11 protein-coding genes are annotated in these 14,273 nt (G+C 43.5%); 2 read left to right on the forward strand and 9 right to left on the reverse strand.

The annotated features are described in order from the left end of the window. Positions 1-47 precede the first annotated feature (47 nt). Both ACIFSR_RS30345 and ACIFSR_RS30350 read right to left on the reverse strand, forming a co-directional pair. Positions 48-1,439, reverse strand: a complete 1,392-nt coding sequence (locus tag ACIFSR_RS30345) for a sensor histidine kinase (RefSeq protein ID WP_339208133.1) — start codon at positions 1,437-1,439, stop codon at positions 48-50. Further along, positions 1,436-2,116, reverse strand: coding sequence for a response regulator transcription factor (locus ACIFSR_RS30350; protein ID WP_430062374.1), 681 nt, complete (start codon positions 2,114-2,116; stop codon positions 1,436-1,438). The genes ACIFSR_RS30345 and ACIFSR_RS30350 overlap by 4 nt, the downstream gene beginning before the upstream one ends. 278 nt (positions 2,117-2,394) lie before the next feature. Between ACIFSR_RS30350 and ACIFSR_RS30355 the strand changes: the two genes are divergently transcribed. Then, positions 2,395-5,520: a hybrid sensor histidine kinase/response regulator gene (locus ACIFSR_RS30355; protein WP_430062377.1), complete on the forward strand. Its 3,126-nt coding sequence runs from the start codon at positions 2,395-2,397 to the stop codon at positions 5,518-5,520. 118 nt (positions 5,521-5,638) lie between these two features. Here ACIFSR_RS30355 and ACIFSR_RS30360 read toward each other — a convergent pair whose 3' ends face one another. The 4 genes from ACIFSR_RS30360 to ACIFSR_RS30375 form a co-directional block, all read right to left on the reverse strand. Next, positions 5,639-6,700, reverse strand: a complete 1,062-nt coding sequence (locus tag ACIFSR_RS30360) for an LLM class flavin-dependent oxidoreductase (RefSeq protein ID WP_339208129.1) — start codon at positions 6,698-6,700, stop codon at positions 5,639-5,641. Between the two features lie 226 nt (positions 6,701-6,926). Further along, a complete protein-coding gene (locus ACIFSR_RS30365; protein ID WP_339208128.1) occupies positions 6,927-7,775 on the reverse strand; it encodes a formylglycine-generating enzyme family protein in 849 nt (282 codons plus the stop codon). 306 nt (positions 7,776-8,081) lie between these two features. Next, positions 8,082-8,720 (reverse strand): glycoside hydrolase family 11 protein, encoded by a 639-nt coding sequence (locus ACIFSR_RS30370; RefSeq protein ID WP_076269489.1) that lies wholly within the window; start codon positions 8,718-8,720, stop codon positions 8,082-8,084. Positions 8,721-9,219: 499 nt separating this feature from the next. Further along, on the reverse strand, positions 9,220-10,149 hold the full coding sequence (locus tag ACIFSR_RS30375; protein ID WP_430062382.1) for a nucleoside hydrolase: 930 nt from the start codon (positions 10,147-10,149) through the stop codon (positions 9,220-9,222). 141 nt (positions 10,150-10,290) lie between these two features. On the opposite strand from ACIFSR_RS30375, the gene ACIFSR_RS30380 reads away from it, so the two are divergent. Next, entirely contained in the window at positions 10,291-11,040 is a 750-nt protein-coding gene (locus ACIFSR_RS30380; RefSeq protein WP_430062385.1) for an AraC family transcriptional regulator, read from the forward strand. Between the two features lie 21 nt (positions 11,041-11,061). On the opposite strand, the gene ACIFSR_RS30385 is transcribed toward ACIFSR_RS30380, so the two are convergent. From ACIFSR_RS30385 to ACIFSR_RS30395, 3 genes are all read right to left on the reverse strand, one after another. Further along, positions 11,062-11,631 carry an SF0329 family protein gene (locus tag ACIFSR_RS30385; RefSeq protein ID WP_430062388.1) on the reverse strand — a complete coding sequence of 190 codons (570 nt, stop codon included), beginning with the start codon at positions 11,629-11,631 and terminating at the stop codon, positions 11,062-11,064. A gap of 148 nt (positions 11,632-11,779) precedes the next feature. Next, a complete protein-coding gene (locus ACIFSR_RS30390; protein WP_430062391.1) occupies positions 11,780-12,694 on the reverse strand; it encodes a metallophosphoesterase family protein in 915 nt (304 codons plus the stop codon). Beyond that, the gene (locus ACIFSR_RS30395; protein ID WP_430062393.1) at positions 12,687-13,952 is read right to left on the reverse strand and encodes an alpha-L-fucosidase; all 1,266 of its coding nucleotides are present in this window, start codon (positions 13,950-13,952) and stop codon (positions 12,687-12,689) included. The genes ACIFSR_RS30390 and ACIFSR_RS30395 overlap by 8 nt, the downstream gene beginning before the upstream one ends. Positions 13,953-14,273: the final 321 nt, after the last annotated feature.

Consider the following 14,273-nt stretch of genomic DNA (forward strand, 5'->3'; position numbering starts at 1 on the left):
TGTGAATCGAACTGAGTGTATTGGAGAAATATGAACGGAGCGTGAACTTATTTGCAAATGGCCGAATCGTTATGCAAGGCAGCGGGAAGCATCACGGTGAATGTCGTGCCCAGTCCGACGGTACTCTTCACCTCAATGCTTCCGCGATGGAGAGCAACGATTTTGTGGGAGATGGCAAGACCGAGACCATTGCCGCTTCGGTCTTGGGCCCGTGACTTGTCCGCTTTGTAGAAGCGCTCGAAAATAGAGCTTAAATCGTCCGGCGCAATACCGATCCCGGAATCGCTTATAACAACAGCAATCTCATGAGGATGAGGCCGGCTGATCCCAATGAGAACTTGACCGGCGCGGGGCGTGAACTTGATGGCATTCCCAAGCAAATTCATCCAAACTTGATTGAGTTGATCCCGGTCGGCCGTTATATCGGCGCCGGCTCCCGAAGGGGACTCTATGTCGACGCGAATGCTTTTGGCCGACCACTGCGGCTCGCACGCGACGATTACTCGTCGAATTTGCTCATCTAGTTTATACGACTCCATCACAAACGGATGATGATCCGATTCGAGGGACGCGAGTTTCAGCAGATTATCGCTGAGTCTGGATAATCTATCGCTCTCGGTAACGATTATATCCAAGTATTGAACACGATCATCCTCCGCAATAACCAGATTGCCATCCTTCAACGCCTTCGCGAATCCGGAGATGGAAGTTAACGGCGATTGGATTTCATGGGACACGTTTGATACGAAATCCTGTCGCATCCGCTCCAATTGCTTGATTTCCCTAGCCATGTCGTTGATGCTCCGCGAGAGAGTTCCGAGCTCGTCTCCGCGAATGATTTTCAACTCAACCTCGAAGTCCCCTTTGGCCAACCGCTTAGTCGCATCCGTCATCGCTTGAAGAGGCTTCACCAGGTATCTGCCAGCAATGAGAATGCACAAGCTTCCGATCGCAAGCATGAGGAACAGAATAGTGAATAATAATCGGAAGATCGTAATTTCGTTCTTGGAAGAGCTCTGAAAAAATAAAGCATAATGTTTTCCATCGGAAGAAAACGGAAGGCCGACGAACGTACCGTTATCTTTTCCATGCGAACGGTACGGTTCTCCGCGCAGTACCATGCGAACCGATTCCGAGTTAATCGCTCCGACCTTCTTGCCCTTGCTCGGCACATAGGAGTACATCCCGCCATTGCCGTCGTATAGCTGCAAGGTATAGGAAACCAATTCAGCCATGTCATTCATGAACACATCCAAATCCGGAGGATTCGTTTGCTCGTACACGCGTATTATACGATCGCCGGCCGCGATCATATCGTTTTTACCCGTAGCGTTCAGATCATTCTGGAATAGAGCAAGGGCGAGAAGAAGGGATGAGACCAAGCTGATGACAATGGCGGCCAGAAAAGTCAGCACGACGCGAACGTATAACGATTTCATCCCGGATTCACCACCAGACGATAGCCGACGCTGCGTGCCGTTTCAATGCGAAAATGGCGGACGTCCCCGGCAAAGCGTTCCCTAAGCCGCTTGATATGTACATCAACGGTTCGGTCGTCGCCTTCGTAATCCATGCCCCAAATCTGAGTGATCAGCTGCTCTCTCGTAAATATCTGCCCTGGGTGGCCGGCAAGCATGAACAGCAGCTCAAATTCTTTTAGCGGCAACGCTAATTCCTCTTCTCCCCGCATGACCTTATACGTTTTCCGATTCAGTACGATTTCGCCCAACGGTATGACCTGGGACGAGGCAATACGGGATCGCTTCAGTAACGCTTTAACCCGCATCACAAGCTCAATCGGATCAAACGGCTTCGTCATATAATCGTCGGTCCCGAGCTGGAAGCCTTTTATCTTTTGACCCGATTCACCCTTGGCCGTTACCATCAGAAGCGGAATGTCGGGATCGCTTTTCCGAATTTCTCTGCACAAATCCCATCCGTCCATTTGCGGCATCATAATGTCGAGGATGACCAGATCGATTCCCGAACCTTTGACGATAGCATGCGCATCGATGCCGTTGTCCGCCTCGGTCAGATTGAATCCTTCATTCTTCAAATAAAGGCGCATCAAGGCGCGAATGTTAGGATCATCGTCCACAATAAGAATATTGACCATATAAACAATCCTCCACTTGGAAAACGATAGCCTTACGTTTGAATGTTGAACGCTGCAATCCCCAACTGATATTCACTGGATGGACCACGCGGTGGCATGCCTACCATAACACTTCTATTACATTTATGGTAAACTATTTAAATATTCGACAAACCATAGTTTCTCCTCATCATCACCTCTATAGCAAGGACTGAACGCGATAAGGCTACTAGAACAAGATGCGCTGCCGCCCGTTTGAATGGTCACAAGAAAGTACCATAATGGGTGAAGCTCTCATAGTGAAAGGAATTGGCTATTTGAAAAATAGAAAGACGCTCACTCTAATTATGATCGCTGTCACTCTCTTAACAACCTACTTTGTCCTTCACTCATTTCGTGTTTTTGACTCCAATACATTCGTGGCGAAAAATGGTGTTCTTTCATTGCAGCATTGGGATTGGCAAGATGAAAAAACGATTGCGCTTGATGGAGAATGGGACTTCTATCCAGATGAATTAATTGTGCCAAGCCCGGTTGATGATGTCTTTGAACGTTATAAGAACAAACGCCATTCCATTCCGGTTCCTACAGCGTGGGATCGCTATAGAGCTGAAAGCGCTACTCCTTATGGGACAGGCACATATCGCTTGCTTATACATGTTCCGGAGGATGACCTTTACGGTGTAAAGCTGAATACGATTCGAAATGCCAATAAAGTGTATTTAAACGGGGAAGAGCTTGGCTCAGCAGGTGTTCCTTCCAAAAGCACTGAAGAATATCGGTTTGATTACAAAAAATATGTCGTTTTGGGAAATAGTAGAGACAAACAAATAGAACTTGTTATACTAGTTGCCAATTATGACTATGCTGTTGGTGGGATTGTCAGTTCCCTCCAATTCGGTCTAGCCGATCAAATATTAGCAAAGCAAGGCCGTGGAAAATTCATTGAAGCCTTTCTCATTTCCGGCTACTTTCTGTTTTCATTTATATACTTTACGACCTATTTACAACACAAACGGAAATTCCAGTATGAGCTCTATTTCAGTCTATTCAGTTTAGCGCAAGCTGTACATATATCAACGATAAATGAAAGATGGATCTACTTACTATTTCCGGAGTTCAGCCCAGCCTCACAACTAGGAATTCAAGCCATTTCACTTACGCTTTTCGTCTTGTTTTTCCTCCTATTTGTTTATCATTTCTTCAACATGTCTGCCAGTAAAAGGTTCGTCACTGCATTAAGTGCTATCTTAGGATTTCAAGCCTTGGCAGTGTGTATATTAAATATAACCATTGATCTAATGGTGAATTTTCCATTTCCGCTCATTCAACTCATTGTTTCAGGGACTACCGCTATTAGTTATGTGTATATTTTTATTATGCTGCTAAAAGCCTATAAGCAAAAAACGGATGAGTCCGACTATGTGCTGATCGTTGTTTTTGCTTTTGCTGTTTATGGTATTTTACTTGCAATTGTCTTGCTATTTGATGTGGATATCGAAGTTCCGTCACTTCTTTTGTTTTTAATTATGGTGATGAGCTTGGCGCTACTAATGAGTCACCGTTCACAGCAGGCATATAATAAAGTTGAGGAACTGTCTGATGAATTGCTTGAATTCGACCGAATGAAGGATGATTTTCTAGTCAAAACATCACACGAGCTCGGCACTCCGCTCCACGGCATTATGAATCTTTCTCAATCGCTGCTGGAGGGTGTAGAAGGGCCTTTAAAAAGAAAACAGCAAGAGAGTGTTATTTTGATACACTCGGTTAGTAGAAGATTGGCAGGTTTGGTTAAGGATCTATTATTTATTTCTAGAATAAAGCAAGGTGAGGTGCCTTTTACATCCAGACCGATCGAAATCCGAATTATTGAGGAAGTGCTCGCTGAGATTGCCTATGTTATACCGCCCACTCTGCCTGTTCAATTGATCAATATGATCCCAGAAAATTTGCCGCTTGTATATACCGATGAACAAAAGCTAAAGCAAGTTTTGTTCAATCTGATCTACAATGCGATTAAATTCACCAATCAGGGAACGATCACAATCTCAGCTCAAATCGTAGAGGAACAAATGCACATATCGGTTGAGGATACGGGTTCAGGTATTGCTTCAGATTACCAAGACCTCATATTTACTACCTTTTATCAAGTTGAAAGCAGCCGGTCTAGGAAATCAGAAGGACTTGGTTTGGGATTAAGCATTACCAAGAAAATTGTGGAGAGTGCAGGCGGACGTATTTGGGTAACTTCTGAAATAGGTAAAGGCTCATGCTTCACCTTTACAATCCCGCTGGCTACTAATCAGCAGCTATTAGAGCATAATGAAATAAACAATCACGAAATGAACGAACCTGTTACGTCTACCCAAATGAAAAATCGGGAGATGCAGCAGTCGCAGGTTATCCTGCCTACACGAGTGAAAGGACCAAAACCGTATACGATATTAGTAGTAGATGACGAGCCTGCCAACTTGAAGGTACTTATAAATATGCTTCATTCACTTCATTATAGCGTAATTGCAGTAGGCAGCGGGCAGGAAGCACTCGACATAATTGAAACGGAAAAGGTGGATCTATTAATTTTAGATTTAATGATGCCCCATATGTCGGGATATGAGGTTTGCAAAACGATCAGACAGAAGCAAGACTTAGTAGATTTGCCTGTCATCATATTAACAGCAGCAGGACAATTGTCTGACTTAGTTGTATCCTTCCAATTAGGAGCCAATGATTACTTGCAGAAGCCTGTTAATTTAAAAGAATTAGAGATGCGAATCGAGTCCTTATTATTAATGAAAAAGTCAGCGCAGGATGCTGTGGAGCATGAACTCAGCAGCTTTTACGCTCAGATTACACCGCATTTTTTATACAACACACTCAATGCGATTATTGCACTAAGTTGGTCTGACCAGAAAAAAACCCAAACTGCATTAGAACATCTTTCTACCTATTTCCGAGGAAAGCTGGATTACCAGAAGCAGCGCTCACTCGTCCCTTTGGAGGAAGAAATAGAATTAGTGATGGCTTACTTAGCGATAGAAAAATTGCGCTTCGAAGAAAGGCTGCATATCGATTATAATATCGACGAAACGATTCAAACCTATATCCCAGCAATGACACTGCAGCCGCTAGTGGAAAATGCTGTTACTCACGGAATAATCAAAAGTAATAAAGGTGGAACGCTGCGTCTTACTATCGCGCGGGAACAGCAGCATATCAAAATCATAATAGAGGATAACGGTGTCGGGATTCCTATAGAAAAGCAGCAAGAGCTAATGTGTGGTCGAAATGAGCGGCTGGGCTTTACAAATCCATTTAGAAAGCTTTCGCTTATTAAAGGAGCCCGTTTTCAAATGAACAGTGAAGTGGGCAAAGGGACAACGATCATCATTCATATGCTCGAGATCAAAGACAACAGGTAATTGTTCTAATTTTCACTCATACATAAGTGAAAACACCTAATCAACCAGAATGTTCATACAACGCTTATTCCTCCACGACTGGGACACTCCATAACGAAATGAAGGACGTAAAAATAAATTACGTCCTCAATTCGTTCCCAACTCCTTTATTCCATACTGTACTAGGAACCTCTCGACGCAGCACAGGTACCACTTCAGTAGCAAATCGTTCAATTTGCTCGCGTTGCTCCATTTCTGACAAGCCATCTACACTGATGCTGACCACTTGGTGCCCGTAAGCTTCATGATAGTTTAAAATCTTCTCGATCACTTTATCAGCGCTGCCGATCAAGGCAGGCCCATTTTGTACATTGTCCTCGAGGTCTTTGAAAGGCGAGTTGTTGTGCTGCGATGCAGCCGTTGCATGGAAAGCATCGTAATAGGGCCTATATCGTTTGACTGCTTCTTCTGTGGTGTTCGCCAGATATAAGCTTCCAAATCCCGAGCCAACAATTGCTTTTTGAGGATCATGGCCGTAATGAACCAATCTCTCGCGATAATGATCGATTAATGCTTTATATTTAGCCTGGGGGTGAAACGTATTGGAGGAAAAAATCGGTTCACCATATTTCGCAGCCAATTCGGTGGACAGTGTACTAGATGCGCTTCCATGCCAGATTGGAATTGAATGTTGAAAGGGTCTTGGCTGTGTAGTCACATTTTCAAGCGGTGAACGGTAGCGCCCCTGCCAGGTTACGTTCTCTTCATGCCACAAGCGCTTCAGGAGTGCATACCGCTCTGCAAGGGATTCCCATTGTTCGTCTTCGGTAATTCCAAAAAGCGGATAGTGGCGAGGGTCGTTTCCTTTGCCAATAATCATCTCGAGTCGACCTCCCGAAAGATGATCAAGTGTGGCATAGTCCTCAGCAACACGCACTGGGTCTAGAACGCTTAGAACAGTGACCGTTGTTAGCAAACGAATCTTTACGGTTCTGGCAGCAATCGCGGTCAGAACGACTGGTGGCGAAGATGAGATAAATGGTGCTCCATGCCGCTCTCCAATTCCATAAGCATCAAAGCCGAGTTCTTCAGCAAGGACAGCCTGTTTAAGTACGTTCTCAAATTTCTGATGGGTGGTCAATGTCTCCCCGCTTACAGCATTCGGTATGTTCATCATTAGGCTAAACAAAGCAAATTTCAAGATTTACACTCTCCTCTCTAAGCCAGACTCCATCTCTAATAGGTTCATCTCAAACCTACCCTTTGTGAACATAAAAAAAAGCATGGATTTAATAATCCATGCTTCCGGTTGTCCAGCCAGCTTGTAATTCCGATAAGTTTAATATGTTTTATATTTTTTAAGTTATCATCGTTGCACAACATTGTCAATCATCGCTTTTTGACCCTTCTTCTTGGGCTTTTATCCTTTATTCATCGCGGCTCACACGAAAACCTTGATCGGGTCCCATGCCATTTGCCTCAAAATTGCTCAGATAAGATAACTCGCCAACATCACCAAGCCAGCCCCCGCCCTTCACAACTCGGGTAGAGTTGCTATTGCTTTCCGAATCTCCAAACCCGTTCCAGCACCATTCCCTTACATTACCCGACATGTCGTAAAGCCCTAACTCGTTGGGCTTCTTGACACCGATGGATTTTGTTTTGTTATGGTTGCTTTCAACTATAGGCCAGTTCCATTCTCCTGATAAAATTTTATCTCCAGCATTTTTCCAATACCATGCTACATCATCTGCATTATTGCTTCCGCTGTAGGTGTAGCTTTTGCTCTTCTGACCACCACCTGCAGCATATTGCCACTCTGCTTCTGTCGGCAATCGGTAACCGTTCGCTCCTGCATTGATCGTTACTGTCCATTTTAGATTATCGTTTTCACTTGTATTTTTCGGATCTTTATTATTCTTGTCTATTGAGTAATACGGTGTTAATCCCTCTTTGATACTCCTCTTATTACAATACTCCACAACGTCATACCAACTCACCATTTCTACCGGCAAATTGTCGCCTTTAAATTCCGAGGGATTGCTCCCCATAATCTCAATCCACTCTTTTTGAGTTACCTCATATTTGCCGATATAAAAGTTCGATAATGCTACTTTTTCACCATAGTAGTTGGACTTCTTGTTCTTAAACGGTCCGCCCTTGACTAAGACAAAGTCATCAGGCATTTTATTCGAAGTTTTATCAGGCTTTTCTTGCGAACAAGCGCTGACAACAACCATTATTGCTATGATAAGAAAAACGATTATTTTTCTCATTGTTATATCTCCTTTAAACTTTTAGGAAAAATTATAGTCCGTAACAGACTACAATTCACCTCTGGCAGCATCGAGGAGCGTTTATCTTATGGGAAACGATCCTCAATGCGTCCAAACTGAAGGATCCAACTGGATGGATTCTAAAAGATAATAGTCAAGTAGCATGTAGGTTCTATCATTTTTTGAAATAGATAAGGCCGCAGGCTGTGAGACCGGACGACCTTAACATTATCAAAAGATTAAACACATTCTCAACACACTAAATTCATCAGGCGCCGATCCATTGCCCTAATTGAAGATGACCTGTTACCAAACCGTGACGTTAGAGCTGCCACTGCTTTGATATCCTTCTGTCGCTAACACCTGGTAGGACCAGCTGCTTCCGAGGTTCATTCCTTTACTCTGCCATGCACTTACGTGGTTGCCAAAAGTGATAGCGACGTTGCTGCCTGTCGCTCTCTTAGACTGGCGGACACTCCAGAACTGGGTGAATGTTTTTGTTCCGTCAATGGAAGGTGCATTGACTCGTTGCGTCGTATAAATATCGTATGTTCCTCCATCACTGGACACTGTGCCTTTAAATGTTCCTGTAGGTCTATAAGTGCCCCAGCTATCAACGACGTAATATTCTATGAGTGAGTTTCTTGTCCATCCATAGAGAGTCAAATACCCATTGCCAGACGGCGCCCAGACACCGGCATTATAGTTTATTGTTCTAGATGGCGATCCAGTATTCCAGCCTTTACCAACCACAAAATTTCCGGTGTTTGACCAGCTGACACTGTAATTCCCACCAGATCCATTAGTAGCATTTACTGTGCCGCCACCATCGGTCCAATTTTGCCAGTAGTCTGTCGCCGCACTTGCGGATACTGCAAACAAGCTGGAAATACTCATTGAAGCTGCAATAACTAACGTAAACACTTTCTTTTTAAACTTAAACATATATTATTACCTCCTAAAATTTGGTTTTTCCACAACTTGCCTACACACTACTTGAATATTACCTTTTATAAATCTCTCTCCTTTCATTGTTTTGTCGGTTGTTTTTCCTTGCAGTACAGTGCGTAACTTGTCCTGTTTCAAATAACGTGAAATCTGTCCCTCCTATCTAAGGAATTTTTCTTTTAATTCAAGACAATTCATGTCTTGAATAACTAAATTATAGAAAGTAAGCGCATACATTACAACTTAACAAATTATAGATTTGCCCCCACATATTAACTAATATTTTGAAACGCTCAAGGATCCAAGGTCTGCACCCGACCCTCAAATATCGTCGACATTCCCTTTTTAAAGTAAGATCTATCAAAAGAGCCCCTATCATTCCGCTCGGAATAACAGGGGCCCTTCGCTATAACCTAGTAAGCAAATGTGAGATACGGACACTACAAGACCCATATTGAGCTAGCCTTCGACGGTTATTCTCGGCTTGGTCATCTTGTTACTCCATTTTGCTTAGAGCAAGCTTAGAAAACAGATCTTGAAATACCGCGTCACGGTCAATATAGCTTGCACAGCGTATCAAATGTCTTGTGCTGTCCGTGCTCCAGCGAAAGTCCTCCGAAATGATTGGGCTTGGAATAAGCCGCGAAGGAACCCACTTGGGCTGATTCAGCCATGCAATAACCGAGATATCCCATATCACTCTGGAATAGGCGAAATGATCATCCTTGCAGTTTTTGTACGTCTCATAGAGGTACTCTCCAATTGCGCCGGATGGCTTCACATAATCTCTAACCTCCGATAGTGTCGTACGAAGGTTTGAAGCGACTCCCATGCATGGGATAAGGACCAAAGGCACTCCGCAGTTCATTACGGTTCTCGATGCATGAATATCCTGTTCGAGATTAAACTCACGAGTGTCAGGCCAATCCAGTGCATGGCCTCCCAGCCAGACTACAACGATGCGCTCAATGATTCGCGGCTCTATTAGAATGGCACTCGCAATATTCGTAATGGCACCGATACCGACTACATATAATGGATCATTCTTATCACTTGCCATTGCACGTTCTACCAAATTCAGCGCTGCCTCGCTGCGAATCGGGGAGTTAACAGCACGCAAATAAGCTTCGGAGCCGCGATAGACTGGGACATCCTCTCGATTCATTAGCTTAAGAATGCGAATAATTTCCTTATAGCTTTTTTCCATCCCGTCATCAGGCCCCGTAGAGAGCTCATTATGGAACGGTGCTGCATATAGAGCCTGAAGCTCTATTTTTTCTGGTGACAATAGCGCATAAATAACCGCAAATTGGTCGTCGATCTCGTTAAAGGTATCCGTATCGAGCACCATTTTAACTCTACTACCCGGAGCCTCCAACTTGCGAACCAGCTCATCTACGGGCAATGCCTCGAAATCTAGACCCATATCATCTACCTCCATTTATATAATGAATTGGCTTTTCAGCCATGCTATAATGAATTCATTTTATAAATAATTTAAATAATGTAGTAGCATCATACGGTCGTTCTATATCACGAATTGGCTACGATGACAGGAGAGCTATGAATGGCAGCCTCATTGGACTTCTTTTATCAAGAAACGAGAGCGAAGCATGAGCATATTGCAATGCACCACCATCAGTGTTATGAGCTGGTTTATTACGACTGCGGTCAGGGGACAACTCGAATCGGGGATGCCGAACATGTTTTCAAGGCAGGTGATTATGCGATAATAGCACCTTGCACGCCTCACGATGAATGGCACGGCAAACCATCGAAGGTTATGTTTACGGGGTTCACCAGCACCGTCTATCCTCCCTTGAAAGAAGGAATCTACCAAGATTCCCCGTCAAGGCCTATTCTTGGCCTCATGCAGATGATGGCCAAAGAGCTTCGTGATAAGCCCCCCTTCTATAAGCAATTGCTCGATAATTTGATTTCGCGCTTATATTTGGAGGTACTGCGGGCTCAACCTTCCCAAGAACCAGATAGCCGCCATGACATTATCCGATTCGCCCAGGCTTTCATCGATGAGTACTATACGCAGAAAATTGACTTTCAAGCTCTTGCCGACCAATCTGGTTATAGCTATGATCGGTTTCGTCATTTGTTCAAAGAGAAGATCAAGTTATCTCCCAGCCAATATATTTTGCAGCGTAGGATCGAGCATGCCAAAACAATGCTTAGGCATACCCCCTTGCAAATATCGGTTATCGCTATGGAATGCGGCTTTTCGACGGATGCGCAGTTTTGCAGCCTATTTAAGCGGGAAACAGAGAAAACCCCGAAGCAGTATAGAGAACTCGCCGGTGATTAAAGGTGAATTAGTTACTTATTCTCATAACGTATTAAGCCGTAATTCATAAATATACTGCACAATGGGATGCTTTAGCTTCATCTTCTCGGCCATGTTTAAAAGCCGCTTTTTCCCAACTCGTCTGTCCACCAAAGCTAAAATATTCAATATGATATCATTGCTCTCTAGACTTTCCTCTATAGAAGTGGATAAAAACTTATTAGCTGCAACGACAAAATTTGATTTACTTAATGATGATTGTGCTGAGAAAATTTCCTTAGCATATTCGGATAGTTTTCTGCTTCTTGCCATTACTTTTAGACGATCCTCAGGAACTTTCCCATTGGTATCTTTTCTCACCGTTTCAATTTCTTCATGGTTGATAGGAATTTCGATAGCTGAATCATTCTTAATTTCCAGCTCCGATTGATACCATCTAATTAAGGTAGTGCTATCATTCATACTGAGTACGTTCTTTTTATCTACCGCAATATAACATTGACCTGCTTTGTCAGGTAAATAACGATAACTGGTTGCACGATATTCGAACCTGCCATGTAAAGCAGGAGATAGAAAACTCTCAAGCTGTTGCTTCAATTTGCTCCAGGACATATTTCCTCCTCATTTCTATGTTTTATATTATAAATATTTATTGAGGGATTCGTTGCATGAAAAAACCTCCACCGTTGTGAGGGGAGGTCAACATAACGCTTGCTATCCATTATAACAAATTCAAAAGTTTATTGACGGTTTCTAAATATTACCCTATCGAGCGCTGCTGAGCCGATCCATCACTTAATCTGAGCCAAGTATCAAACGTTCTGGATCCCTGTTGCAATTCAATCACTCTTGCACCAATTGGAATATCCGTATCCCATATAATATAGCTTGAAGAGCGTCCATAACAAAGGCGAATGCCATGATGCTCGCCCGAATAATCATTTCCGTGATCATGCCCTGCAAAGGTCCCCATTACATCGCCCATCTCTACCATTGCGGAAAATAAACCGCTGTTGATACGAGGGCAAGAAACCTCTTCTCTCTTTTCGCCATGGCACTCGGCCTTATTCCATACCTCTTGATACTCCGGCAGCGGAATATGGAAAAAAGCTAGTGAAGGTATAGGTTGTCCTCCGTTCTGATCCGTGAATGCCTGCGATTGTGCTGCATACCAGTCAATTTGATCTCTGCGAATCCAATCGTATCCATGAATGTGAGGAAGGACAGAATAACTGCCGCTATCCAAAAAATATAAAGCTGCCGCGAAACGTTCATCACTACCCTGTATTCTCAACACATAATTGCCTACACCGCTGACATGCTCAGCCGTCCGTTCAGCGGCGCAATAGCTATGGCTCAGTTGAATATCCATTAGCTGTTCCCTTGTGATTCCCGCTTCCGAGTCATGATTGCCGAAAATAGCAACCCACGGAACTTTCATCGCTTCTATAGTCGATACTACATCTCGAAATGACTGCTCTGGATTGCTGCAGCGCAAACTACCGATGATATCACCTGCAAATACAACAAGATCAGGCTGCTCCGTCTCCATGACGGTTCGCATCATGTCAGCGGTTCGCTCATTTAGGTCAGCGGCATCATCCATATACTCGGTATCAGAAAACTGGACTATTTTGAATGTACCGTCAGTACGAAATTTTAATGCTTTATCCATTCCCAATTTCCCCAACATAATAAAATGATATCTCCTTAATAGTAGGCTCGCCTTGCGACTTGGTCACGGTTAGAGAGACGCCTCGAACTTTAACTGGCGGAATTCGTACAATCGTTTTATGACCAATGTTTTGTCCCTCATATACCGTTATGGTTCGATGCGATTTCTCTGTCATAATATTGATTTGAAAATTGAGAATATGCTCTCCAGAAGATAAATCCTCTTGAATAACAATATGATCAATCAGATGTGGATGAGCAGGCTCATAAACCCATTCATGCTGGTTGTGAGTACATTGCTCCAAGGTCGCGATAGGGCTGTCAAATCTTCTTCGTATTTCTGCACCCATTGCAGCCAGTCGGCTTACGTCTTTCGAAGGCAGCAAGCCTTGTCTATCCGGGCCGATATTCAGCAGCAAATTCGCACCGCGCCCTACCGAATAATAGTATAAGCCCATGAGCTGATCCAGACTTTTGATCGTATGCTCGTCGCTATCGCTATAAAACCAATTCGCTCGCATCTGTACATCACATTCCGCAGGCAGCCATAGCTTATCCGTCAAAGCTTCCTTTTCCTCGGTCATGATCGAAAACTCAAGCGAATCCACGACATTCCAGCATGGAATCGGCGCAATGCCATCCTCGTTCCCGACCCACCGGAAATCAGGATCTCCCATATTAAAAATTAAAATATTCGGTTGAAGGCGGCGAATTTCTCCTATGATTCGTTTCCAATCATATTCATGATCCTCCGAGCCGCAACCGTCAAACCACAAAATATCAATCTCTCCATATTGACCTAGCAGCTCAGTAATTTGATTTACAAAATAATCATCGTAAGCGCTTGCATCCTGGTTATAGAAATCCGCAGATCCGTCAAAAGGAGAATAATATAAACCAGGCTTTACATCATATTTTCGACAAGCCTCTATAAACTCCCGAACAACATCGCCCTGACCATCCTTCCATGGCGATTGTTTCGTAGAGAACGAGCTGTACTGCGACGGCCAATTAGAAAACCCATCATGATGCTTAGCCGTAAGTACAGCATAATTCATTCCGGCTTCCTTCGCTGTACGGATCCATTGCTCGCAATCCAATTGCTGCGGGTTAAACAACTCGGGGGACATGCCTCTTGGATCAAAATCTACGTACCCTTCATAAAACGTACGTAGACCAAAATGCACAAATAATCCGAACTCCCATGATTGATACTCGAGCTGTTTCGGGCTTGGCTTAATAATAGAATTTACTGTCATCTTAAGCACCTCTTCTTCATTAATGGAGTATTTTTAGCTTTATTGTGATATTCATTCGAGCTAACACCAGTATATTCCTTGATTTTTTATAAAACTAAACCAATTTCCGATACCCTACCTCTAGAAATAAAGACCACTGGAACTCAAATTGTTTTGGGCGCAGATTGTTGGGAGTTTCAAGATTTTTCGAGAAACTCCAGCTTGTATATTGAATCTACTTTTTCCTGTACATTTCGACTTTCCTGTATGAATTTTACAATGTAATTTTTCCCTTGTTGATGAAGACACCCGTTTTCCCCCTATTCACTCCGAATGCAGCTT

Source organism: Paenibacillus sp. NRS-1760 (assembly GCF_050467785.1).
Classification (GTDB): domain Bacteria; phylum Bacillota; class Bacilli; order Paenibacillales; family Paenibacillaceae; genus Pristimantibacillus.

Bases quoted from the DNA above. Each gene is read 5' to 3' on its own strand.
- ACIFSR_RS30370 (WP_076269489.1), bottom strand. From the start codon at position 8,720: ATGTTTAAGTTTAAAAAGAAAGTGTTTACGTTAGTTATTGCAGCTTCA.
- ACIFSR_RS30375 (WP_430062382.1), bottom strand. From the start codon at position 10,149: ATGGGTCTAGATTTCGAGGCATTGCCCGTAGATGAGCTGGTTCGCAAG.
- ACIFSR_RS30350 (WP_430062374.1), bottom strand. From the start codon at position 2,116: ATGGTCAATATTCTTATTGTGGACGATGATCCTAACATTCGCGCCTTG.
- ACIFSR_RS30395 (WP_430062393.1), bottom strand. From the start codon at position 13,952: ATGACAGTAAATTCTATTATTAAGCCAAGCCCGAAACAGCTCGAGTAT.
- ACIFSR_RS30380 (WP_430062385.1), top strand. From the start codon at position 10,291: ATGGCAGCCTCATTGGACTTCTTTTATCAAGAAACGAGAGCGAAGCAT.
- ACIFSR_RS30365 (WP_339208128.1), bottom strand. From the start codon at position 7,775: ATGAGAAAAATAATCGTTTTTCTTATCATAGCAATAATGGTTGTTGTC.
- ACIFSR_RS30385 (WP_430062388.1), bottom strand. From the start codon at position 11,631: ATGTCCTGGAGCAAATTGAAGCAACAGCTTGAGAGTTTTCTATCTCCT.
- ACIFSR_RS30345 (WP_339208133.1), bottom strand. From the start codon at position 1,439: ATGAAATCGTTATACGTTCGCGTCGTGCTGACTTTTCTGGCCGCCATT.
- ACIFSR_RS30390 (WP_430062391.1), bottom strand. From the start codon at position 12,694: ATGGATAAAGCATTAAAATTTCGTACTGACGGTACATTCAAAATAGTC.